The sequence below is a fragment of the Streptomyces sp. NBC_00690 genome (assembly GCF_036226685.1).
Lineage (GTDB): Bacteria > Actinomycetota > Actinomycetes > Streptomycetales > Streptomycetaceae > Streptomyces.
The window spans coordinates 1,252,918-1,275,563 of record NZ_CP109009.1 but is presented as its reverse complement, the minus strand read 5'-3'; the positions used below and the strand labels follow the sequence as shown (position 1 = coordinate 1,275,563).

Below are 22,646 nucleotides of genomic sequence, written 5' to 3'. Positions count from 1 at the left end.
CACTGCGGAGACCGTCCAGGCGATCGCATCGATCACCCCACGATGATCCCTCCACCGGCCACCCGTTGCGGCGTCCGGTCAGGCGACGAGGGCTCGATCCGAGCCCACTGCGCGTCAGTCAACGACACGCCCAGTCCAACGATCAGACGACTGAAACCGCCTAGGAGTGACGTGCGAGGGCGTTGGACGGGGTCCGCGTGCCTGGGGACCGATGTCAGTACGCGCCGAAGGACCAGAAGACCCCGACCTCGTCGCCCGACACGGCGATGAGGCCAAGTTCTTCGAGCAGGTCGAGCCCGTTGATGTACTCGCTGGTGGTGAACCCGTGGACCCTCGTCCCCTTGAGGCCGGCCTGGACGAAGTCCCGGGCGGGGTCCGACGCTGCGTCCAGGGCGTTTGTCCAGAATTGGGTGTCCGGGCCATAGCGGTCCAGTAGCAACTGTGCGTCAGCCAGCAGGGCGTCGCGCTCAGGCCGGTCCCGGACGGGCCGGTCGTCGTTCCACTCCTCCGCCATGACGGCGAGCGTGGTGACGGCCCCCGCTGGCTCCAGCCGGTGGAGGCGGTCCCGGAACCCGGCGGCGGACGGCGGCTCGAAGGGGTACGCCGGTAGGGCGTGCCGGGCATCGTTGGTGCGGTCGACGTCGATTCGCAGCCAACCGCGTGGGTCTGGGACCTCGCGGTGCATCAGTTGGAGCACGTCCTCGGCCCAGTCCTCGTGCCTGCGCGGGCCGGTGGCGAGGAAGATGTACGGGTCCTCCAGCAGGCGCAGGGCCGCCGCGTTCCAGGGGCTTCGGCGCCGCCGCAGTTCCATAAGTGAGCTGCCGACGCTGCGGGCGAACACATCGGCAGGTGAGCGCGGGATGCGGGCCAGTTCTCCGTGCCCCCACCGCAGGAGTTCCATGGCCGCACCATCCGCAGCGTGCCCTTCCAGCCCGCGCGGTGCCTCGGGGACGACGGCGCGGTTTCCCCGCTGGAGTTCGCAGGCTGCCCGCCACAGGCATTCCAGGTGGGCGTCGAGAAGGTCGAGGGCGGTGCGGTCGTCGTCTGCCGTGCTCATGGACCAACTCTAGGTGTGTATTGAATCCCAGGGTTGTTTGCGCGGGTGATGGGTGGGTGTCCGTCAAGTGCGGTGTGGCATCGGTGGAGGGCGGCGGGCTTACGCGGCGCTTGTAGGGCTGGTTGTCCAAGGACGGTGGACGCCCGCCCCAACTGCCTCGCCGGGGCCGGTCGCGAACCTGGTCGGCCCGCTCGGGAGCGGTGTGGCTGATGTTGCGGAACACCATTCCCGACCGGAGAACTCGGATGATGTTGATCGGAGTGTGCCCCGCGGCGAGGGCTGTGGTTCAACTGATGAAATCGCAGCACAATTTTGAACACGTTCAAGTATTTGGTCTAAGCTTGCCCTGAGACGAGGGAGGGTCGCCGATGAAGATTGTGATTCCTGGTGGGACCGGGCAGGTAGGTGCGATCCTGAAGCGCGCACTCGATGCCGCTGGCCACGAGGTCGTGATTCTCGCCAGGCGTCCCAGGCACGAGGGCGAGGTCCCATGGGACGGTAAGACCCTGGGGCCATGGGCGGCGGCGGTGGACGGCAGTGATGCCGTGATCAATTTGGCCGGACGGACCGTGAGTTGCCGCTACACGGCGGCCAATCTCCAGGAGATGATGGACTCCCGGGTCGACTCCACCCTGGTGGTGGGCGCCGCGATCGCGGACGCTGCCCGACCGCCCAGGGTCTGGCTGCAGATGAGCACTGCCACGGTGTACGCGCACCGCTTCGACGCTCCCAACGACGAGTTCACCGGTGTGATCGGCGGCACCGAACCGGGTGTGCCGGACTACTGGGCGTACAGCGTCGAGATCGCCAAGGCATGGGAGCAGGCTCAGCAACAGGCCGAAACGCCGGCCACACGCAAGATCGCACTGCGCTCGGCCATGGTGATGAGCCCGGACACCGGCGGTGTCTTCGCCGTCCTACTGGGACTGGCCCGCCGGGGTCTCGGCGGGCCAGTCGCCGGCGGTGCGCAGTACGTATCGTGGATCCACGAACTCGACTTCGTGCGCGCGGTGGAGTTCCTGATGAACCGAGAAGACATCGCAGGGCCGGTGAACCAGGCGGCTCCCCATCCACTGCCGCAGCGCGCATTCATGCACGCTCTACGCTCCTCGTGGGGTGTACCGGTGGGCCTCCCTGCGACCAAGTGGATGGCCGAGGTCGGCGCTCTCGCGCTGCGTTCCGATACCGAGCTGCTGCTGAAGAGCCGCCGCGTAGTCCCCGGCCGACTGTCCCAGGCAGGATTCGACTTTGCGTACCCCAAGTGGTCGCAGGCCGCGGATGAGTTGGTGCACCGGGTGCGCAGCCGGGTCGGGGGCGGTTCCCCGGCACGCCGGTAGACAACCTGAGACGCTGGATGATCTGGTTGCCCCGGTCGGGCCCAGGCCAGCCGGTGCAACCTCGTCAACGGGCCGAGCGCACTGTGGTGCTCGACCCACTGGTCTTCCGGGCGGTGTACCCCCCGGGTGCCCTCTTTGCGGGCATCTTTCCTGCTCAGGGGCTTCTCAGGCATCTAACGTCAGCACACCCGACATCGTCGAGCTAGCCGTTGTGCACCGCACCTTCAGGTTGTCGAGAAGACAGCAGTGTCTTCCACATCGCGGATCACCTCATGTCCTGTGTTGTGTGGTTCGTTCGGTGTCGGACACGGAACGGATGAAGGCGATGGTGCGGGAGCGCATGCTTTCGCGGCGGGCGGCGATGATTTCGTCTACCGGGGGATCGAAGGCGTGGCGGATCGGTTTGGTGTGCATTTTCACCGCGCAGTCGAGATCGGTGCACAGGAGGAGGCCGTTGCCGCGGATGGTTGCGTCGTCGCCGGGGGTTGGTTCGTAGGCTGGGTTGCGGGGTGTGAGCCACACCTGGCCGTTGCGCGGCGTAGGCGCTTGAGGGTGGCTTCACCGTCCGCGAGCGCCGCGACGATGTCCTCGTGGTCAGCGGTGCCTTGAACGCTTCACGGCGATAGTGCCCCCTCGCAGATCGCGGCTTCAATCATGCTGTCACCCACAACTTTGAGCGCGAACAAGTCGCCTTTGCCGACGAGGTTGCGTGGCAGGGGGCTGTGGGCCTGGCATGTCGGAAGGGCCAGTAGCCTCAGGCGCCATGGGCATTCAGATTGATGTAGTAGCGGGCTACCCGATCAACGATGAGATGGAGAGGGTGCTCGGGTTGGCCGAGGCGGTCGGCGAGCCCGTCTCTGTCACGTTCATGTGGGAGGGGCGCGAAGAGTCGGAGCACGCGGTGATGGTGCCCGCGGCCACGCTGGCGCTCTGGGAGCATTGGGCTCCCACCGCCTATCCGACGAGTGGAGCTGGAGACGAGAACCAGGCTGTGGCGGAGGAGCCGGAACTGGCCCATCCAAAGGAATTCGGCGCATTCACGCTCTTTCGTCGTCGCATAGGAGGGCGTACGGCGGTTGCTCGCAAAGGCGTGGTGGTCGCCGAGCTCCTGGACCCCGACGAGGCTCACTGGCTCCAGGAGACGGCCCGCAATGTCCGCCAAGGCTTCATGGATCCGAAGCAGAGGGCGGCGTTCGAGGAGTTCCTTGCCCGGCAGGCATCCCTAGATGAGCAGTGACACGCCGACTCACCTTCGTGGCTCTGTGATGAATCTACGGCTCTTGTCCGCTTCTCATAAGGTGGTGACACTGAGTCACGCCAACAGGACACGATGACGCAGAAGTTCGAAACCTGCGCGGTACGACTCCGCTAGCGACCCCGAGCCCGGTGGGATGTTCCAGGATGAGAGCGAGGCGTACACCTACGGCGTCGACCGAGAGTCCGACGTCCGCAACAAGCGCAACAGGCCGCCAGGCGGGTGACCCTACGAACATGGCGGTCTACATCGGTCGAAGAGATCACACCGCTTGAGGACGCCTTCCGTGACTACGTGACCGTCAAGTACTCGGTCAACTACAGCAAGAACATCCTCGGGCTTCTCAAGTCGCTGATGGACGACGCGGTCGTGAAGTGCAAACTCCGCGAAGAAAGCCCGATCGTGGAACAGCGTCGCCGCGGCCGGCACGAGCGAAATCAGATCCGCCGCGTTAAGCGCAAGCTGTCCATCCAGTCCGTGCACCAGTTGGCTGACGACGAACTGCGCGAGGAAGCCGAGCAGCGGTACGAGGCGATGCTCGCGATGCGGGTGCAGTATCAGATGTACGTCGCGGACAAACGGCGTGTGCTGGCAGCTCCGAAGTACGACTCATGGAGAACACTGGTGATGCCGCCCTCTCTCCATGGGATGCATGTGGCTCTGCTGGCAACTCACGAGAAGCCGTGGACGCTTCTGTCTGTCATGGGGAAACCGCTTCTGGGGACGGATTTCGATCGGGACTACCGGTACCCGATCCGGGACGGAGCCGAGAGTCGGAACTCCGGGCCACGGTATGTGCGGTGGGCGCGGCCCGCGATGCCGGCGGTCTCGGAGATGGCCGGGCGGGGCATCTACCGATTGCGGCACTGGCACAAAGCGAAGCTGGATGAGCCGGGTGACATTCCCCGCGTGGCGGGGTGGAGGCCCGAATGGGGCATGAGCTTCCGGGTGTGGAAGGTGTGTACAGCGAGGTGACGGTTGCGATGGAGGAGAGAATCGGGGAATACCTTCAGCGCGTATGGGAGAAAGAAGTAGTGGGTGCGGGGTTGTGGACGCCTCCTTTTCCCATGCCGCTCCCAGCTGACCTACGCAATGCCGCTACGTCCCCGTTCAGCGGCCTTCCTGTCTTGGAGTACGAATGATCGTCTGGATCAACGGTGCGTTCGGAGCGGGCAAGACCACCGCCGCACGCGAACTGATCGATCTGATCCCGAACAGCACGCTGTACGACCCCGAGCTCATCGGTGCGCAACTGCGTCTGCTCCTGCCCGCCAAGCGGCTCGCCGAAGTGAGCGACTACCAGGACCTGCCGATCTGGCGCAGGTTGGTGGTGGACACCGCGGCGGCCCTGTCGTCCGAAGTGGGCGGGGTGCTGGTAGTGCCGATGACCTTGCTCCGCCAGGAGTACCGGGACGAGATCTTCGGCGCGCTCGCCTCACGCAGAATCCCCGTACGACATGTGCTGGTACGGCCAGATGAAACGATCCTGCGCCGGCGGATCGCGGAGCGCCCCGAGCCCGTCGTCCCCCAGGCCGGTGGCGGGGGCGGTCCGGAGACCAGCTGTCGACAGTGGGCGTACGACCACATCGAGCCCTACTCCGCCGCCCTGGAATGGATCACTTCGGAAGCACTCGTCATCGACACCAGCGAACTGACACCCCATGAGGTCGCCCTGCGGATCGCGGATGCGGTCCGCACCGGTGAGGCGCACCCCTGCGAGATCGTGCAGAGCGATCCCCCGACCGGAGAAACACTGGCTGCCGGGGTGCTGCTCTTCGACGAGGAAGGTCGGGTGCTGCTCGTCGATCCCACCTACAAACCCGGTTGGGAGTTCCCCGGTGGTGTCGTGGAGCGGGGTGAAGCGCCTGCCCACGCGGGAGTGCGCGAGGTCGCGGAAGAACTCGGCATCGAACTCGACCGGCTTTCGGGCCTGTTGGTCGTCGATTGGGAACCCCCGGCGCCGCCTCGTTTCGGCGGTGTGCGGTTGCTGTTCGACGGGGGAGAACTCCCCGCCGAGGTTGCCCAACGCATCCGGTTGCCCGACGCCGAGCTCAGAGCCTTCCGGTTCGTGGCGGAGCAGGAAGCCCAACGACTGCTGTCACCTCGGCGGTACGAGCGGCTTCGCTGGGCCCTGCGTGCCCGTGAACGCGGCACACCGATCTACTTGGAGGGAGCCGCGCCCCTCTGACTCGGTAGCCCGGTAGCCCGGTAGCCCGGTGGTCCCGGGTGCCTCCGGTGCAGTGGTGTGCTCCGGGACCGACCGATCTCCGGGACCGCCTTGTCCCTTGGGCCGTCCCTACTTCGGGACTTCTCGGGGACTCCTCCGGGGCGGCCGAATCACGGCCCGGACGGCGGTGTCCGCGCACCCCTTGGAGCTGCGCCGGTGCCGCCTTCCTCGGCGGATCGTCGGCCCGCCGAGTCTTTCGTACCGGGCTGGGGGCGCACCCCGACACCCGGATGGTCGTACGGCCCCGGCTCCTCCGTCCCTGTCGCAGAGAAGAGAGGGGAGGAGGAAACCAGGGCCGTACGGTAGGAGTTCAGCGCGGTGACCTGACCTGACCTGACCTGACCGGCGCTCGGTCCGTCAGCTACCGGGCGGAGGTGAACCCGGGGACGGTAGTCGTGCCGGTGGGCTCAGGAGGTCGACCGGCTCACCGCGTAGTTGCGCAGGAACAGGGCCTCCGTGATGGACAGCCGTTCCAATTCCTGTGGCGATACGGACTCGTTCACCGCGTGGATCTGGGCCTCCGGTTCGCTGAGCCCGATCAACACCATCTCCGCCTGCGGATACAGCTCCGCGAGTGTGTTGCAGAGCGGGATCGAGCCGCCCATCCCGGCGGACTGCATCTCCTGGCCCGGGTACGCGATCCGCATCGCATCGGCCATCGCCGCATAGGCCGGACTGCTCGTGTCCGCCTGGAACGGTTCGCCCTGGCCTACCTGTTCCACCGCTACGCGCGCTCCCCACGGAGTGTGCGCCTCCAGGTGCTTGAGCAGCAGTTCGGTCACCTTGCCCGCGCGCTGGCCCGGCGGCACCCGCAAGCTCACCAGGGCGCGGGCGCTCGCCTGCACCGAAGGAGTGGCTCCGACCACCGGAGGGCAGTCGATGCCCAGCACGGTGACTGCGGGCCGGGCCCAGATGCGATCCGCGATCGAACCCGAGCCGATCAGTTCGACTCCGTCGAGCACCTTCGCATCCCGACGGAAGTCCTCCTCCGGATACTGGAGCCCCTGCCAGGCGTCGCCGTCGTCGAGACCGTCCACGACCGTCGAACCGTCATCGGAGCGCAGGGAGTCGAGCACACGGATCAGCGCGGCCAACGCATCGGGCGCGGCACCGCCGAACTGACCCGAGTGGAGGTTCCCTTCGAGCGTGTCGATGTGAACGCGCACCATCGTCATTCCACGCAGGGTCGCGGTCACCGTCGGCACGCCGGCCCGGAAGTTGCCGGAGTCCCCGATGACGATGGCATCGGCGCGCAGGAGGTCGGGGTGGGCTTCGGCGTACCTCTCCAGGCCACCCGTACCCTGCTCCTCGGATCCCTCGACGATCACCTTGACCGCGACGGGCACACCGCCGTTCGCCTTGAGCGCCCGCAGTGCGAGCAGGTGCATGATGAACCCGCCCTTGCAGTCGGCGGCTCCCCGGCCGTACCAGCGGCCGTTGCGTTCCGTGAGCTCGAACGGCGGACTGACCCACGACTCCAGGTCCAGCGGGGGCTGAACATCGTAGTGTGCGTACAACAGAACGGTCGGCGCGCCCTGTGGGCCGGGCAGGAAGCCGTAGACGGACTGGGTGCCGTCCGGAGTGTCGAGGAGTGCCACGTCCTCGAAGCCCTCGGCACGCAGTGCATCGGCGCACCAGGCCGCGGCGGCTTCACACTCGCTCCGGGGGAACTGCGCCGGATCCGCGACCGATCGGAAGGCCACCAACTCCGCCAGCTCCGCCCTGGCCGCAGGCAGCAGGGCGCCGATGGTCTCGGCAATCGGATCGGCAGTCATGGGCACGCTCCTCGTGGGTGCGACGTTATGAGTGTGTGTACGGCGAATGTGCGGTCGATCCTCCCACAGCGGTGCGGGACGAACGCGCCGTAGGATGCCGTCGAGAGCATGGGGCACGCGTCGGATCGGGAGCAGAAGTACATCGTGAGCAGCGAGAACGGCGGCACCGGGGCAGAGGCGGAAGCACAGGGGCACGACGGCCCGGTATGGGACGTCGTCGTCGTCGGCGCTGGGCCCGCCGGGGCATCAGCGGCGTACGCGGCGGCGGTGGCGGGCCGTCAGGTGCTTCTGCTGGAGAAGGCCGAACTCCCGCGGTACAAGACATGCGGCGGCGGCATCATCGGCCCGTCGAGAGACAGCCTGCCACCCGGATTCGAACTCCCGTTCCGTGACCGCGTGCATGCCGTCACCTTCTCCTTGAACGGCCGCCTCACCCGCACCCGCCGCTCGAAGAAGATGCTCTTCGGGCTGATCAACCGTCCGGAGTTCGACGCCCAGCTCGTCGAGCATGCGCAGAAGGCGGGGGCCGAACTGCGGACCGGGGTCACGGTCTCGCGCGTGGAACAACACGGGCCCGCCGTGCCCGACCGGCGTACGGTCGCTGTGGTCACCTCGGACGGGGAGACCATCCTGGCGCGGGCCGTCGTCGGCGCGGACGGCAGCGCCAGCCGGATAGGAGCCCATGTCGGGGTCAAGCTCGACCAGGTCGACCTGGGTCTGGAGGCCGAGATCCCGGTGCCTGACTCCGTTGCCGAGGACTGGGCGGGGAGGGTTCTCATCGACTGGGGACCGATGCCGGGCAGTTACGGTTGGGTCTTCCCCAAGGGCAAGACGCTGACCGTCGGTGTGATCTCCGCCCGCGGGGAGGGTGCGGCGACCAAGCGCTATCTGGAGGACTTCATCGCACGGCTGGGGCTCGCCGGTTTCGAACCCGCGATCTCCTCTGGGCATCTGACCCGCTGTCGTAGCGATGACTCGCCGCTCTCGCGCGGTCGGGTCCTGGTGTGCGGGGACGCGGCGGGCCTGCTGGAGCCCTGGACCCGCGAAGGGATCTCCTTCGCACTGCGTTCGGGCCGGCTCGCGGGGGAGTGGGCCGTTCGGATCTCCGAGGCGCACGATGCCGTGGACGCCCGTCGGCAGGCGCTGAACTACGCCTTCGCCATCAAGGCCGGGCTGGGAGTGGAGATGGCGGTGGGTCGTCGACTGCTCGGCGTCTTCGAGCGCCGTCCGGGATTCATCCATGCCGTGATCACCGGTCTGCGGCCGGCCTGGCGTGTCTTCGCCGACATCACACGCGGCTCCACGACCCTGGCCGGCCTCGTCCGCACCAGCGGAGTGGCGCGCCGGGCGTTGGAGACCCTGGACCGTCGCGTCCAGGGGTGATCCCCGGGAGTCCTTGGTACGTCACCTCCTCGCTGACGGGCGCTGACGGGTACTGACCGGTGCTCGCGCGGGATCGGGTGTGCGTGGGGGTGGCTGCTGGCCGCACTCCACGGGTCGTCAGACCGGGCATGAGGTGCTGCGGTGCCGTTGGGTGTCCTCCCTGCCATGGGTGCGGCGCTCGCTCCCCAAACGCACGGTGGTCGGCGGCGCCCGATGCTGGAGGTTGCCCGTGCCCGGTCGTGGGTGGACGCGTCGCGTCCGTCGCCCGACCGGTCGAAAGGCTCCCGATCGGTCGAAGGCATTGGGTTGAGGCTCGTCAGGTGCCTTGATGTGGGCTCCTCGCTCATTAGGACGCCGCTCATCGGGTGATCGTGATCCGGAAGACCGGGTGTCGATGTGCGGCCGACAGCAACTCGGCGTCGGACGACTTCGCGTTCACCTCGCCGAAGAACCGGCCGACCTCCCAGCCCCAACGCTCCAGATAGGTGCGTAGGACGACGGGCTTCTCCTCGTCCGTCAGTTCGATCGCGGTGAACTGTCGGACCTTCCGTCCCACCTTGAGTCGCCCACCACCGGCTGCCCGCATATTGCGCACCCAGTGGGACTCGCCGCGGGCCGATACGAGGTACGGGCCCCCTTCGTAGGGGAGCGGGTTGACCGGAACGCTTCGCCATTCGCCGCTCGTGCGCCCGCGCACGGACAGCTCGGCGGTGCCCATCAGGCTGACGCCGTGACGGGCGAGCCAGGCAATCGCCTTGTTCATGGTGGTGTCCACGCGGTTGGGCGCGATGTAGTGGCGCTGGGTCATGGGGGCTCCTCGGGCGATGTGCCGGGCGGGCCCGGGTGAGTGCCCGGGTCATGGGTCGACCATGACCCATGTCGCTGGGAAATGGCCTTTCGAGAGCGGTGCTCTCTCTTGCGGTTAGTGTGCCCGGGCCGCCGCTCCAAAGCAAGAGCAGTGCTCTCATTTGCGGCTACCGCTCTTGTTATTGGTCACTGCTCCGAAGCGTGAGAGACTCCGCCCTATGACCAAGATCCGTGGGGCCAGGGAAAGAGCCCGAATCGAAGTCACCGCGGCCATCAAGGACGAGGCCCGGAGACAGTTGGCGGCAGAAGGGGCGGCGAAGCTCTCCTTGCGGGCGGTCGCTCGCGAGCTGGGCATGGTCTCCTCGGCCCTCTACCGCTACTTCCCCAGCCGGGACGAGCTCCTGACCGCCCTGATCGTGGACGCCTACGAAGCCGTCGGAGCTGCTGCGGAAGCAGCCATTGCCTCGCCGACCACCCCGACCGCCCGCACCGCAGCCGACACGTCTGACCCATCTGACACATCCGATGTGTCCGACGTCTCCGATGCGATCATGACCGATCACCGTGCCCGCTGGATCGCACTCTGCTCGGCCGTTCGCGCCTGGGCACTCGCCCACCCGCATGAGTACGCCTTGATCTACGGCTCTCCCGTGCCCGGCTACGCCGCCCCCTCGGACACCGTCGTCCCCGCCTCCCGAGTGGGCGCCGCCATGATCTCCGTGGCACGTGACGCCCACCGAACGCGTGGTCTCGCGCTGCCCCCGCTCGACGATGAGTTGCGCGTCGAAGCCGAGCGGCTCGCCGACCAGTTCGGGCCCGACCTCCCACCCTCCGTCGTGGTGGCCCTGGTCGCGGCCTGGTCGCAACTCTTCGGGTTGATCTCCTTCGAACTCTTCGGTCAGTTCCACCGGGTGGTGGAAGAGCGCGACGCCTTCTTCACCCAGGCCGTCCGACGGCTCGCACACGAGGTCGGCCTGCTGGCACCCCTGTCACCCCGCCCAGCTCGGCGCTGACCCGATACCGAAATGCTGATCCGGTACCGCAACGTCGCCGGCGAACGCGGACACTCTGGGGCGGGGACAGGCGGGGACAGGCGGGGACAGGCGGGGATGCATGGGAAAGGGCCGGGGATGCCCGCCTGCCCTAGCTGCCAGCTCGGTACAGCAGGAGAGCAGCCCGACGGGAATGACCAGGCTCCGTCGCCCCACTCCAGGCGATGCCCTCGTCACCCAAGGCCCGCGCCGCACAGCGGAGCTACGCCAACACTCCGCGCCTCGTCGCTCGCGTACTGCGTGGGGAGTATCCGAGAGCACCACGTGGAGCGGACGCCATGTCGGCAGCCCCGGTCTAGCGTGGCCGTCATGGAAGACCTGCGCTCCCGCCGTCGTGGCCGTCCCCCCTGGGCGCAGGGCGACCCGCCCGGGACCCATGAGGCCGAACGAGTGGGCTCGCCCCTCCTTCGGCTGTGGGAGACCAGACGCTGTTCCGGTGCCGTTCCCTGGCCGTCGACCCTGGTGGTCACCGTCTTCGTCCTGGTCGGAACCGCTTTTGCGGCCAAGGGGCAGGACCGCGCACCGCTGGATGCCATCGGTTGCGTACTGCTGCTGGTGGGCCCCGCCCTCCTACTGCTGCGCAATCGCTGGCCGGTGCTCTGTGTCTTCGGTGTGGCCGCGGCGACGCTGCTCTACCTGGCTGCCGGGTATGCGTACGGTCCCGTCTTCGTTCCCCTGGCCGTGGCAGTCTTCGCCGCGGTCGTCTCCGGGCACAGATCGGCGGCCTGGTGGGCACTCGGGGGCTTCTGGGTGGCCAATCTGCTTCTGGGGCACTGGCTTTACCGCCATCTCCCACCGGGCGACGACGGAAGCGCCCCCTGGGGTCGGGAGCTCGCCTTCGCCGCATGGATCGTGGCGGTGCTCGCCGCCTCCGAGTTGTTCCGGGTACGGGGAGAGGCGCTCGCACGGGCGCGGGCCGAGCGGGCACGTGCCGAGCAGCGCCGCGCCGACGAGGAGCGGCTGCGCATCGCCCGTGAACTCCACGATGTGCTCGCCCACTCCATCTCCGTCATCAATGTGCAGGCCGGAGTCGGTCTCGCCCTCCTGGATAGCGACCCCGAACAGGCGCGGACCGCGCTCACCACCATCAAGGCGGCGAGCAAGGAGGCACTGGGGGACGTACGACAGGTGCTGGATCGGTTGCGTACGCCCGGCACGGCGCCGCTCGCTCCGGCTCCGGGCCTCGACCGGCTCTCCGAACTCGCCGAACAGGCGGCACGCGCGGGCCTTCGCGTGAGCGTGGAGACCGAGGGCAAGGCCGTACCGTTGCCGCCCGGTACCGATCTCGCGGCATTCCGCATCGTCCAGGAGGCGTTGACCAACGTCGTACGCCACTCGGGCTCGCGGGTGGCGCGGGTGCGCATCGTGTACGGCGAGGGCCGACTCGTCCTGCGGATCGACGACGACGGGCCTGCCACGGGCACGGATGCCGGAGGCAGTGGCAACGGGCTCGCTGGTATGCGGGAGAGGGCCGCCGCCCTCGGTGGGACGATCGATGCGGGGCAACACGATGAAGGGGGCTTTCGAGTGGTGGCCGATCTACCGTTGAGGTCCCGGGAGTCGGGCGCGATCGACGAGGGGGCACGGTGATCCGCGTACTGCTGGTCGACGATCAACTGCTGGTCCGTGCGGGCTTCCGGGCGTTGCTGGACGCCCAGCCCGACATCGAGGTGGTTGGTGAGGCCGCGGACGGTCAGACGGCGGTGCACCTCGTGCACGAACTGCGCCCGGACGTGGTGTTGATGGACATTCGCATGCCCGTGTGCGACGGACTCGCCGCCACCCGACAGATCACCTGTGATGAGCGACTGAGCGAGGTCAAGGTCGTGATGCTGACGACCTTCGAACTCGACGAGTACGTTTTCGAAGCGATCCGTTCGGGAGCTTCGGGTTTCTTGGTCAAGGACACCGAGCCCGAGGAGTTGTTGCGTGCGGTTCGTGCCGTGGTGGCGGGCGACGCACTGCTGTCGCCGGGGGTGACCCGTAGGCTCATCGCCGAGTTCGCCGCCCGTTCCAAGGCGCCCGCGGACGCCGAGGGCCTGGCCGAACTGACCGAGCGGGAACGTGAGGTGATGGCCCTGGTCGGCATCGGACTGTCGAACGAGGAGATCGCCCGCCGGCTCGTGGTCTCCCCGTTGACCGCGAAGACCCACGTCAGCCGGACGATGGTGAAACTGGGGGCTCGCGACCGGGCGCAGTTGGTGGTGCTCGCCTATGAGTCGGGTTTGGTGCGGCCCGGTTGGTTGGGCTGATCCGGTCGTCGACTGCCGCGGCCCGCTCCTTTGAACCGCCAGAGCACGGTCACCACCCGGGCGGCGAACACCAGCGCGGCGCAGGCACCCGCCAGCACGAGCAGTCCCCGTTCAACGGCGTACGGCGCGGTGAACAGGAACTTCGGTGCCGCGATGGCGCCGAACACGACGGCGGCGGCGAAGGCTGCGCTGAGCAGTGCGTACCCGATCTCGACGGTGATCGCGTCCCGATCTGCCGGTGTGCGCCGTGCCGCGTGGTCCGACGGTGGCTCTTCCCCCATGGAGCCCAGTGTCACAGGGGGGTGGTCGACGAGCAAGGAACCCCGCGACCACCTCTCGGTGACACTGGTCGGGGTGTCGGCCAGTGGGGTCGCTTCCCGAGCCTGTCACGCCTTCCACCAACACTGAGCAGGTGTTGGACACAGGAGTCGGCACGGAGTAGCTGACGCCGCACCGGTCGGCGCGCCCATGGGCTTGGCATGGGGCTTGGCACTTGGGTCGGGAACCTGATCCAGCGAGTGAGGCGGTGTCAGACTGCCGACCGCTCGCGCCACAACTGGGCTACCTCGGGGTCTCCCTTGAGCGTCAGGGTGCTCAGGGGCAGACGGTTCCACAGCGACAAGTAGAGCTGTTGAGCCGTGCCGACCAACTCGCAGTCCGCCCCGCCCTTCGCGTCCCTGACCGTATGGGGAACGTCCGTGGAGATCTGCATCGTCCAGACGTCTTCGGTGTCGGTGGTCCGGACGCGTAGTCGAAGTGGCGCTTCGGAGCGCACCCGACTCTTGGGGCGGGCGTGGAAGCCGGTCAACAGTTCATCGACGCCGTCCGCTGCGAACACTGCGGACACCGGTCCCGGGCCGCCCCCCAACGCGGATTCCGCGTCCACGCGGTGGATCGCCGTCTCATGGGCCTGCCGCCGCGCCCAGAACGCCAGGGGTGACGGGGCCGGCATAAACGTCCAGCACACCACCTCCTGGGGCGCGGTGGCCAGGGCGTCCACCAGTGCTTCGTGCCCTTCGAGGAACCAGACGACCAGGTCATCGCCGTCCAACCCCGGCTCTCGGACCGGTGCCCGGAACGCGGTGTGCTGCTCCACCAGGAACGCAGTCGCCCAGCGGTGCACCTCGCCCGTGTGGCGAAGGACGTCCCGTACCTGCCAGTCGGGGCAGGTCGGTACGGGAGCTTCCAGGCCGGCCGTCCGAGCCGCGGTGGCCAACGATCGGCCGTCCTGAACGAGCGACGTGATGAGTTCTGCCGTCTTCATGGCGTGATTCTGCCACTGGGTAGCGCAGGTGGGCTGGCTGCCCGGTTCGGTCTGACCCCGGAATGTGCGCAGGTCAGCTGTTGGACGCCGGTACCCAGCGGCTCGTTTTGGCGGGGCTGCTAGGTCGGCGAGCCGTGTACCCGATGACCGCTGCGCCCGCACAGGCAGCCGCGACCGTCATGAGGGCCACGGGGAGCGAGAACCAATCGGTCAGGAAGCCGATCACGGGTGGTCCCAACAGCATGCCGGTGTAGCCGAGCGTCGAGGTGGCCGCGACTCCCGCCGGGCCTGCGACCGTGCCCGCCCGGGCCACGGCGACGGGGAAGACGTTCGCCAGGCCGATGCCCGCCACGGCGAAGCCTGCCAGTGCCCATCCCACGGTCGGCGCCAATGCGCTCAGCAGCATGCCGACTGCTGCGGTGGTTCCGCTGGCGACCAGGGTCGGGGTGGGGCCGAATCGTTCCAGCAGCAGGGTTCCGGACAGTCTGCCCACCGTCATCGTGCCGGCGAAGAGGGAGTAACCGAGCGCGGCGACACCGGGGGAAGCCCCGAGCCCCTGCTCCAGATGGAGGGCGCCCCAGTCGGCCATCGCTCCTTCCCCGTAGGCGGTGCAGAGCGCGATCGCACCACAGAGCAGGACCAGGCGGCGCGTACGACCCGTCAGGCGGTCACGGGTGGAGGTGCGCTCGATGCGGGTGGGGGAGGGCAACGGATGGCGTAGGAGGACCGGGCCCGCGCATGCGGTGGTGCCCAGCCCCACCAGGGCGAGCAGCGCGAGGTGGACGGTGGGGGAGAGGCCGCCCGCGAGGAGGGCGCCGAGGCCGGCACCGACCATGCCGCCGAGGCTGAACGCGCCGTGGAAGACGGGCATCAGCGGACGTCGTTGGGCCGCCGCCAGATCGACCGCCGCACTGTTCAAAGCGACGCTCAGCGCTCCGTAGGGCCCGCCGAACAGCAGGAGCACCAGGCCGAGCGTCAGCGCCGAATGCATCAGCGGGGGAAGGGTGATGCTCAGCGACATCAGTGCGGCGCTGGCGACGACGACGGGTGCATTGCCGAAGCGCCGGCACAGTCGCCCGGTGAGGGACATGGTCACGATGCCACCCGCGGACACCCCGAGGAGTGCGAGGCCCAGGGCGCTCGGTGAGGCGCCGGTCTGCTCCTTGATGGCCGGGATGCGGACGACCCAACCGGCGAAGAGGAACCCGTCCACGACGAAGAACACGGTCAGTGCGGTGCGAAGGCGGGTCAGGGAAGAGGGCGCGGTGTCCCCGTGCGGTCCCCCCGGAACGGCCGACCTGAGTTTGTTTAGTTGCGGCACAAAGTGAGTGTAGGGGGAGGGGCGCGATCCGGACAAGCCGGCTGCACAACCCGCGGACCATGGGAGACTCGCCCCCATGAACGGCAAGGTGACGAACGCCCGGACAAGGCTGGAACGAGGCCGCGGGGCACTCGGCCCCGCCCTGGAACTGGTGCACACGGGGCGGGCGCCCACCCGATCCGTCCTCACCGCCGAACTCGGTGTCACGCGTGCCACCGCGGGTGCCGTGGCGGCCGAGTTGGAGGCGCTCGGTCTGATCCGTGTCGACTCCCGACCCGCAGCGGCGGCCGGCTCCCAGGGCAGACCGTCCCACCGGCTCTCCGTCGATGACTCGGGCCCCGTCGTGCTCGCCGCCCAGGTCCACGCCGACGGGTTCAGAGCGGCGCTGGTCGGGCTCGGCGGCCGCATCGTCGCCACCGCGCCCGGATGCATCACCGTCTCCTCCGACCCCGCGCAGGTGCTCGGCGCGGTTGTCGCAGCGGGCGCGGCACTGTGGCGCGACAGCGGGAGACGCTGCGTGGGTGCCGGGCTCGCCGTCCCCTCCGCGGTCGCCGAGCCCGAAGGCACTGCACTCAATCCCCTGCACATCGCCTGGCCCGCGGGCGCACCCGTACGCGACATCTTCACCGAGCAGGTACGGGTCGCGGGCATCTCCGGACCTGCCTTCACCGCCAACGACATCAACCTCACCGCTCTCGCCGAACACCGCCATGGCGCCGGCCGCGGAGCCCACCACCTGCTCTGCGTCGCCACGGGCCATCGCGGCGCCGGTGGGGCGCTCGTCCTCGACGGACGCCTCCACACCGGTAGTTCGGGACTGGCCCTCGAAGTGGGCCATCTCATCGTCAATCCCGAGGGGCGTCCCTGCCATTGCGGCAGCCGCGGATGCCTCGATGTGGAAACCGACCCGATGGCCTTCCTCAGCGCGGCCGGCAGAGCGCCCGGCCCTGAGGTGGGCCTGTTGCACCAGTGCCGGGAGTTGTTGCGTTCCGAGTACCACGACCCCACGGTGCGCGCTGCTGCCGATGCCCTGATCGACCGCCTCGGCCTCGGACTCGCAGGCTTGGTCAACATCCTCAACCCCGACCGCATCATCCTGGGGGGACTCCACCGCGAACTCCTGTACGCCGACCCCGACCGGCTGCGGGCAGTGGTCGCCGACCGCAGCCTGTGGGGGCGCAGCGGTGGAGTTCCGATCCTCGCGTGCACCCTCGATCACAACACATTGGTGGGCGCGGCGGAGTTGGCCTGGCAGCCCGTACTGGACGACCCGCTCGGAGCGCTTTCCTGACGGTGGAGCCCCGGGCACGGTGACTCTCCACGGGTCCCATCCGTCCGGACCGGTCGTCGCCCGTGCCGACCGGACTCCCGCGCATCGCCGGGCGCCGCGCTGCATCGGGGGAGTGCGCGGAAGCGGAAGGCGACGGCTGCTCGGTGTGGCGGCCCTCGGCGTGCGTAGCGGGCCTGAGCCCGCTCGCCAGTGACGCACCGAGGGACCGCACCACCCATCCGGGGGCATCGAAGCACCTCGTCGCCGAGGAGCGGGTAGGCCACGACCCATGACCCCTGAGCCCGCCGGCGCGGGCCGTCAGCCGCACCGGCTCCAGCGCCTCCACCGAAGAATCGCCACCTCGCCCGTCGGTCTCGCCTGGAACCGCGGTCGGGAGATCGAACTACTCCACCGCGCCATGGGCTTCGCCGCACTGGGCTTCCTGACCCTCGTACCCCTCCTGGTGGTCGTTGCCGCCGCCGATCCCGCCAGCAGCCAGGGCTTCGCCCGTTGGCTCGGGCAGGCGCTCGGTGTGTCCGAGCCTTCGCAGGAGGAGGTCGAACGCCTCTTCGGGGTGCCGGGGGAGGCGCTCCAGCGGACCACCGCCTTCGGCCTCGCCGCGCTCGCCGTCTTCGGGCTGACGTTCGGATCAGCCGTGCAGACCGGCTACGAGAAGGTCTGGGACCTCCCCACCGCCCGCTGGCACACGATGTGGCGTCACATCGTCTTCCTCGCCCTCCTGGTGTTCTCCCTCCTGCTCTTCGTCAACACGCCCACCCCGGAACCCTCCCGATCGGTCGTCGGGACGATCGCCGGTGCGCTCGCGGACCTCGTGGGCACCTTCCTCTTCTTCTGGGTCGCCCAGCGGCTGCTACTGGGGGGCCGGGTCCGTTGGCGCGCCCTGCTGCCCGGTGCCGTCGCAACCGCCCTCGCCATGCTGGGGCTGCGGGTCTTCTCCCAACTGGTCTTCTCACCACTGATCGCGTCGAACGCCGTCACCTACGGCCCCTTCGGGACGGTGCTGGTGCTCCAGTCCTGGCTCGTCGGAGTGGGAGTCGTCGTCTACGGCGGTGCCCTCGTCGGTCGGCTCTACCACGAGGAGCGCCTACGGCGACGGTTGGAGCGCGAATTCCAGATCGCCCGCCATCCCGACTGAACGCCGAGCGCACCCCGGATGGAGCAGTCCCCGTGGCGGTGGGCTACTCCCGGCGGGGTACGCGCACTGCCGCTGCCCGTATGACGACGATGCCGGTGTCCCGAGGGAGTCTCGAAGAGGAACACAGGAGTTCTCCCATGAGGAGCTGAACCACGATGAACACACTGGCGTACGGGCCCGGCCCCGGGCCTTGGATCCTGCTGATGCCGTTGATCTGGTGCGCGGTCGTCGTCGGAGTGGTCGCCCTGGTGCGCCGCACGGGCATGTGGCGCACGGCTGACGGGCGCCGGGGGTACGACGGGCGCCCGCTTCGGCCGGGTCGGATCGGCCACTCCGGACGGGAGGAGTCCGGCGAGAATTCGCCGATCGCCCTCCTCGGCCGACGGTTCGCCGCCGGCGAGATCGACGAGGACGAGTACTGGCGACGGCTTTCCGTCCTCGACGAGCAGTTCGGTCGCCCGCTCCGGGGCGGTGACGACTGACGGCGAGGGGCGAGTCAGCCCCGGTCGTGCCGTCGGTGCGGCGGCACGACCGGGGTGGCTTGCGCGGATGGCCCCGCGAAGGCGCGTGGAATGCCAGCTCCGAAGCTCTGCCGCCAGGCACGGGCATCCCCGTTGATCGACCTGGTTCCCCCGAACGGGTGTCCCGATCGAGTCGGTGACAAGGCTCAGCTCCGCCAGACGGCGTCTGCCAGAAACCGGCGGGGCCGGCCGGCACCGGTTAGGGCTGGGCCGCCCCGGCGAGTTCGTCCTCTTCCACCGTGGCGCAGGGCTCGTGCGCCTGGGGACAGGAGGAGACCTCCGCCCTCGGGGTCGCGGTCAGTGACGGCATGGCGAGCGTGAACCACACGCTCTTGCCCGAGTCGCCCCGTGGTCGTGTTCCCCAGGAGTCGCTCATCGCCGCGATCAATTCAAGGCCGCGGCCCGAGGTGGCGAACAGCTCCCGGTCCGGTGCCCGGGAGATGACCGGAAGCCGTGGGTCGCTGTCATGGACCGAGATGGTGAGTCGGTCGAGGAGCCATTCCACGTCGACGACGCAACTCTTGTCCGGCTCGGCGTGTTGATGGACGTTGGCCAGCAACTCGGTGACACCGAGGGCCGCCTGGTCGACCAGAGGGTCGAGGTGCCAGTAGCGCAATTGCGCCGATACGATTCTGCGGACCTGGCCGATCCGCGACGGTAGGGCCTGGAGCTCCACCGTGCAGTGCCTGCTTGGCTCGCTGATCACGGCTGCGACTCCCCGAAATGAGTCGGAAGAAGACGGAAGTCCGATCCAGCAGTTGATGTCTGCTGATTCTTGATCGACGGCGACCTCACTCCAGCGTCACCGGCGATGCACCCAGAGTCATGTGACACCAGCGTGAACCAGCCAAGCCCGTCCTGCAACTCAGGGGCCGACGTTGCGGTCTCGGGGCGAGCCCGCACACGGCGGGGAGTCGGCCCGCATCTCAGTCGTCGCTGACGCCCGCTCCATGGACCGCCTTCAGAAACTGGCCGTTCAGCGCCTCGGCCTCCGACTGGTGGTGATCGCGCTGTCCCATGGTCAGCCGGTACCGCTTGCCGTTGACCGTGAGCGCGGTACTCGCCTCGTCGGTGAACCACGCCTTGCCCGCCCGGACCGCGCGGACAGGGGCGCTGTCGATCACCCGGCCATAGCTGGTCAGCAGCTCCAGTCGGCCCTTCTTGATCAGCACCTGGCCGGACTTGGTCAATGAGCGCGGCCAGCGCTCGATGCGTACCCCCGTGGCCCGGAACTCGGGCTCAACCATGTCCATCGACCCTCATCCCCCTTCTTCGTCTCATCCCTGCTGGCAGTCTGCCCAACTCCGGCCGTTCACACCAGCATGAAGCGCTCCCTACCCGGCGCCTGCGCCCACAACGGACCCCTATGGCTACCCAAAGTGAATGTTTGTGCAGGTGGGGGGCTTACTGTGACGAGGAGGCACAAGAGTTCCCAGCGCGACGAGGGGCGACGGATATGAGTACCGACGACAACCGTGTGACCGGTGGGGCCATGGCGACGGCGGATGTGGACCGTAGTGATCCGGCCTATCGGGCATGGCTCAAAGAGGCCGTACGCAAGGTCCAGGCCGACGCCAATCGCTCCGCCGACACCCATCTGCTGAAGTTCCCCCTGCCGGACGAGTGGGGCATCGACCTCTACCTCAAGGACGAGTCGACCCATCCGACCGGCAGCCTCAAGCACCGCCTCGCCCGCTCTCTCTTCCTCTACGGCCTCTGCAACGGATGGATTCGACCCGGGAAGCCAGTCATCGAGGCGTCCAGCGGCTCCACCGCCGTGTCGGAGGCGTACTTCGCCAAACTCGTGGGCGTCCCCTTCGTCGCGGTGATGCCCCGCACCACCAGCCCCGAGAAGATCCGGCTCATCGAATTCCACGGCGGACAGTGTCACTTCGTCGATGATTCCCAGCGCATGTACGAGGAGTCTGCCGCGCTCGCCGAACGGACCGGCGGCCACTACATGGACCAGTTCACCTATGCCGAGCGGGCGACCGACTGGCGGGGCAACAACAACATCGCCGAATCCATCTACCAGCAGTTGCAACGCGAGCGGTACCCGGAACCCACCTGGATCGTCGCAACCGCAGGCACCGGCGGCACCTCGGCGACCATCGCCCGCTACGTCCACTACATGCAGCACGACACCATGGTCTGCGTGCCCGACCCGGAGAACTCCTGCTTCTTCGACGGCTGGACCGCCGGCGACCCCCGGGCCGTGAGCGCCGCCAGTTCGCGCATCGAGGGAATCGGCCGGCCCCGGATGGAACCGAGCTTCGTCCCGGGTGCCATCGACCGGATGATGAAGGTGCCCGACGCGGCGAGTATCGCGGCCGTCCGGGCGCTCGACCGGGTGATCGGACGCAAGGCAGGCGGTTCCACCGGTACGGGCCTGTGGAGCGCCTGGAAGATAGTCTCGGAGATGGTCGCCACGGGGGAGCGGGGAAGCGTGGTCACCCTGCTCTGCGACCCGGGCGACCGCTACCTCGACAAGTACTACTCGGACGAGTGGCTTCGGGACCAGGGCCTTGACATCGCCCCCTACGCACGACAGATCGACACCTTCCTTGCTACGGGCGCCTGGCCGAGTTGACGCTTCGCCCTACCCACGCAACAGACCGTTGAGCGCCCGGCCGAAGACCATCCGACCCACCCGTGCAACCACTCGGTCCAGGAAGCCGGGCACCAACGCGATACGCAACTCCTCGGTCCAGACCACGACGGTGCCCGAACCCTGTCCCAGGACCTCGACCTCCGCCCAGCCGCGTACGACCCGGCCCCGCTTCTCCAACCGGTAGCGACCCGCGGAATTCCCTTCGGGCGGCTGCCACTCCACGACCTCCATAGGATCGTTGATCCCGACCGGCCCCACCGCGGATCGTACGGTGAACGCGCTGCCGACCCGGGTTGGTCCCCCGGTCATGTCGGAGACCCGCGTCAAGGGCATTCGTGCCGCATGCGTCCGCCAGTCGGTCACCCGCCGCCACACCTCGTCGATCGGCAGGGTGACCGCGCGGGTCAGTCGGAACGACGCCATCGCTCGTCAACCACCCTGCACATCGGTGCCACCGGCGACGACGAGCCCCGGCAGATGCTCCGAGATCTGTTCCTGCGCCTCCTTGGACAGGCCGGCATCGGTCACCAGCGTGTCGACCTCGGCCAGCCGTGCGAAGGAACTGAGCCCCACCGTGCCCCACTTGGTGTGGTCCGCAACCACGACGACCCGGCGTGCCGCCCGTACGAAACGCCTATTGGTCTCCGCCTCCGCCAGGTTGGGCGTGGACAGTCCCGCCTCGATGGAGATTCCGTGCACTCCAAGGAAGAGGACGTCGAAGTGGAGCGAACGGATCGCCTGATCGGCCACCGGACCCACCAGGGAGTCGGACGGCGTCCGCACTCCACCGGTCAACACCACCGTGGCGGCCCCCGGGCGCGTCACCCCGCCCGTGCCTCCGCGTTGCGCTGTGTGGAAGACATCGGCCACCCGGACCGAGTTGGTGACCACCGTCAGATCGGGCACATCGAGAAGGTGATGGGCCAGGGCGAACGTCGTGGTCCCACCCGACAGCGCGATGGCCGTCCCGGGTACGGCCATCGACACGGCGGCCCTGGCGATGTCCTCCTTGGCGCTCAACTCCAGGGCGGATTTGGCTTCGAAGCCCGGCTCGTGCGTACTGGCCTCGACCACCGGCACCGCACCGCCGTGCACCTTCTCGATGACCCCCTGTCGGGCGAGGGCGTCGAGATCACGACGTACGGTCATGTCGGAAACGCTGAGCTTGCGCGTGAGTTCATTGACCCGTACTCCGCCACGCCTGCGGACCTCGTCGAGAATGAGGGCACGCCGCTGCTCCGCGAGCAGGTTCTGATTGTCGGTCACTTCCGTGGCCGGTCCTTCCATGTCGTCCTGCGCCGCCTGTTTTCGAGGCGCCCCATACTCCCACGGAGCCCTGGGCACGGTGTCGCGGAGAT

General features: G+C 68.4%; 22 protein-coding genes and 1 pseudogene. 12 read left to right on the top strand and 11 right to left on the bottom strand.

The features are described from left to right. Positions 1–214: 214 nt before the first annotated feature. A complete protein-coding gene (locus tag OID54_RS05605; RefSeq protein ID WP_329014811.1) occupies positions 215–1,057 on the bottom strand; it encodes a hypothetical protein in 843 nt (280 codons plus the stop codon). A gap of 368 nt (positions 1,058–1,425) precedes the next feature. On the opposite strand from OID54_RS05605, the gene OID54_RS05600 reads away from it, so the two are divergent. Further along, positions 1,426–2,394 (top strand): TIGR01777 family oxidoreductase, encoded by a 969-nt coding sequence (locus OID54_RS05600; RefSeq protein WP_329014808.1) that lies wholly within the window; start codon positions 1,426–1,428, stop codon positions 2,392–2,394. A 456-nt stretch (positions 2,395–2,850) separates the two neighbouring features. Here OID54_RS05600 and OID54_RS05595 read toward each other — a convergent pair. Then, a pseudogene (locus OID54_RS05595) lies at positions 2,851–3,146 on the bottom strand (LexA family protein); the annotation flags it as partial. Between the two features lie 11 nt (positions 3,147–3,157). Here OID54_RS05595 and OID54_RS05590 point away from each other — a divergent pair. From OID54_RS05590 to OID54_RS05580, 3 genes are all read left to right on the top strand, one after another. After that, complete coding sequence (locus OID54_RS05590; RefSeq protein ID WP_329014805.1) at positions 3,158–3,631, top strand: hypothetical protein; 474 nt, start codon at positions 3,158–3,160, stop codon at positions 3,629–3,631. Positions 3,632–3,943: 312 nt separating this feature from the next. Then, entirely contained in the window at positions 3,944–4,624 is a 681-nt protein-coding gene (locus OID54_RS05585) for a hypothetical protein (protein ID WP_329014802.1), read from the top strand. Between the two features lie 163 nt (positions 4,625–4,787). Continuing rightward, positions 4,788–5,837, top strand: coding sequence for an NUDIX hydrolase (locus tag OID54_RS05580; RefSeq protein WP_329014800.1), 1,050 nt, complete (start codon positions 4,788–4,790; stop codon positions 5,835–5,837). A gap of 446 nt (positions 5,838–6,283) precedes the next feature. On the opposite strand, the gene OID54_RS05575 is transcribed toward OID54_RS05580, so the two are convergent. Next, on the bottom strand, positions 6,284–7,651 hold the full coding sequence (locus OID54_RS05575; protein ID WP_329014797.1) for a dipeptidase: 1,368 nt from the start codon (positions 7,649–7,651) through the stop codon (positions 6,284–6,286). Between the two features lie 108 nt (positions 7,652–7,759). On the opposite strand from OID54_RS05575, the gene OID54_RS05570 reads away from it, so the two are divergent. Next, the gene (locus OID54_RS05570; protein ID WP_329014794.1) at positions 7,760–9,034 is read left to right on the top strand and encodes a geranylgeranyl reductase family protein; all 1,275 of its coding nucleotides are present in this window, start codon (positions 7,760–7,762) and stop codon (positions 9,032–9,034) included. A gap of 358 nt (positions 9,035–9,392) precedes the next feature. Here OID54_RS05570 and OID54_RS05565 read toward each other — a convergent pair whose 3' ends face one another. Further along, positions 9,393–9,842: a nitroreductase/quinone reductase family protein gene (locus OID54_RS05565; RefSeq protein ID WP_443055530.1), complete on the bottom strand. Its 450-nt coding sequence runs from the start codon at positions 9,840–9,842 to the stop codon at positions 9,393–9,395. 217 nt (positions 9,843–10,059) lie between these two features. Here OID54_RS05565 and OID54_RS05560 point away from each other — a divergent pair, with 217 nt between their 5' ends. From OID54_RS05560 to OID54_RS05550, 3 genes are all read left to right on the top strand, one after another. Further along, positions 10,060–10,854, top strand: a complete 795-nt coding sequence (locus OID54_RS05560) for a TetR/AcrR family transcriptional regulator (protein ID WP_329014791.1) — start codon at positions 10,060–10,062, stop codon at positions 10,852–10,854. 348 nt (positions 10,855–11,202) lie between these two features. Next, the gene (locus OID54_RS05555; protein ID WP_329014788.1) at positions 11,203–12,483 is read left to right on the top strand and encodes a sensor histidine kinase; all 1,281 of its coding nucleotides are present in this window, start codon (positions 11,203–11,205) and stop codon (positions 12,481–12,483) included. Next, positions 12,480–13,145: a response regulator transcription factor gene (locus OID54_RS05550; protein ID WP_329014786.1), complete on the top strand. Its 666-nt coding sequence runs from the start codon at positions 12,480–12,482 to the stop codon at positions 13,143–13,145. Before OID54_RS05555 ends, OID54_RS05550 begins: the two co-directional genes overlap by 4 nt. On the opposite strand, the gene OID54_RS05545 is transcribed toward OID54_RS05550, so the two are convergent. The 3 genes from OID54_RS05545 to OID54_RS05535 all read right to left on the bottom strand — a co-directional run bounded on the left by OID54_RS05545 (position 13,106) and on the right by OID54_RS05535 (position 15,730). After that, positions 13,106–13,426, bottom strand: a complete 321-nt coding sequence (locus OID54_RS05545) for a DUF6332 family protein (RefSeq protein WP_329014783.1) — start codon at positions 13,424–13,426, stop codon at positions 13,106–13,108. The two genes, OID54_RS05550 and OID54_RS05545, sit on opposite strands and share 40 nt — an antisense overlap. 248 nt (positions 13,427–13,674) lie before the next feature. After that, on the bottom strand, positions 13,675–14,409 hold the full coding sequence (locus tag OID54_RS05540; protein WP_329014780.1) for a maleylpyruvate isomerase family mycothiol-dependent enzyme: 735 nt from the start codon (positions 14,407–14,409) through the stop codon (positions 13,675–13,677). Positions 14,410–14,482: 73 nt separating this feature from the next. After that, complete coding sequence (locus tag OID54_RS05535) at positions 14,483–15,730, bottom strand: MFS transporter (RefSeq protein ID WP_329014777.1); 1,248 nt, start codon at positions 15,728–15,730, stop codon at positions 14,483–14,485. A gap of 76 nt (positions 15,731–15,806) precedes the next feature. Here OID54_RS05535 and OID54_RS05530 point away from each other — a divergent pair, with 76 nt between their 5' ends. The 3 genes from OID54_RS05530 (at position 15,807) to OID54_RS05520 (ending at position 18,638) form a co-directional block, all read left to right on the top strand. Beyond that, a complete protein-coding gene (locus OID54_RS05530; RefSeq protein WP_329014773.1) occupies positions 15,807–17,021 on the top strand; it encodes an ROK family protein in 1,215 nt (404 codons plus the stop codon). A 268-nt stretch (positions 17,022–17,289) separates the two neighbouring features. Beyond that, on the top strand, positions 17,290–18,156 hold the full coding sequence (locus OID54_RS05525; protein WP_329014770.1) for a YhjD/YihY/BrkB family envelope integrity protein: 867 nt from the start codon (positions 17,290–17,292) through the stop codon (positions 18,154–18,156). Between the two features lie 155 nt (positions 18,157–18,311). Then, positions 18,312–18,638, top strand: a complete 327-nt coding sequence (locus tag OID54_RS05520) for an SHOCT domain-containing protein (RefSeq protein WP_329014768.1) — start codon at positions 18,312–18,314, stop codon at positions 18,636–18,638. Between the two features lie 238 nt (positions 18,639–18,876). Here OID54_RS05520 and OID54_RS05515 read toward each other — a convergent pair whose 3' ends face one another. Together OID54_RS05515 and OID54_RS05510 are read right to left on the bottom strand one after the other, a co-directional pair. Beyond that, positions 18,877–19,383 carry an ATP-binding protein gene (locus OID54_RS05515; protein ID WP_329014765.1) on the bottom strand — a complete coding sequence of 169 codons (507 nt, stop codon included), beginning with the start codon at positions 19,381–19,383 and terminating at the stop codon, positions 18,877–18,879. A gap of 220 nt (positions 19,384–19,603) precedes the next feature. Further along, positions 19,604–19,930 (bottom strand): hypothetical protein, encoded by a 327-nt coding sequence (locus tag OID54_RS05510; RefSeq protein ID WP_329014762.1) that lies wholly within the window; start codon positions 19,928–19,930, stop codon positions 19,604–19,606. Between the two features lie 203 nt (positions 19,931–20,133). Here OID54_RS05510 and OID54_RS05505 point away from each other — a divergent pair, with 203 nt between their 5' ends. Beyond that, positions 20,134–21,267 carry a PLP-dependent cysteine synthase family protein gene (locus OID54_RS05505; protein ID WP_329014759.1) on the top strand — a complete coding sequence of 378 codons (1,134 nt, stop codon included), beginning with the start codon at positions 20,134–20,136 and terminating at the stop codon, positions 21,265–21,267. A 9-nt stretch (positions 21,268–21,276) separates the two neighbouring features. On the opposite strand, the gene OID54_RS05500 is transcribed toward OID54_RS05505, so the two are convergent. Beyond that, positions 21,277–21,711 carry an SRPBCC family protein gene (locus tag OID54_RS05500; RefSeq protein WP_329014756.1) on the bottom strand — a complete coding sequence of 145 codons (435 nt, stop codon included), beginning with the start codon at positions 21,709–21,711 and terminating at the stop codon, positions 21,277–21,279. Between the two features lie 6 nt (positions 21,712–21,717). After that, a complete protein-coding gene (locus OID54_RS05495) occupies positions 21,718–22,554 on the bottom strand; it encodes a DeoR/GlpR family DNA-binding transcription regulator (RefSeq protein ID WP_329014753.1) in 837 nt (278 codons plus the stop codon). Between the last annotated feature and the right edge of the window lie 92 nt (positions 22,555–22,646).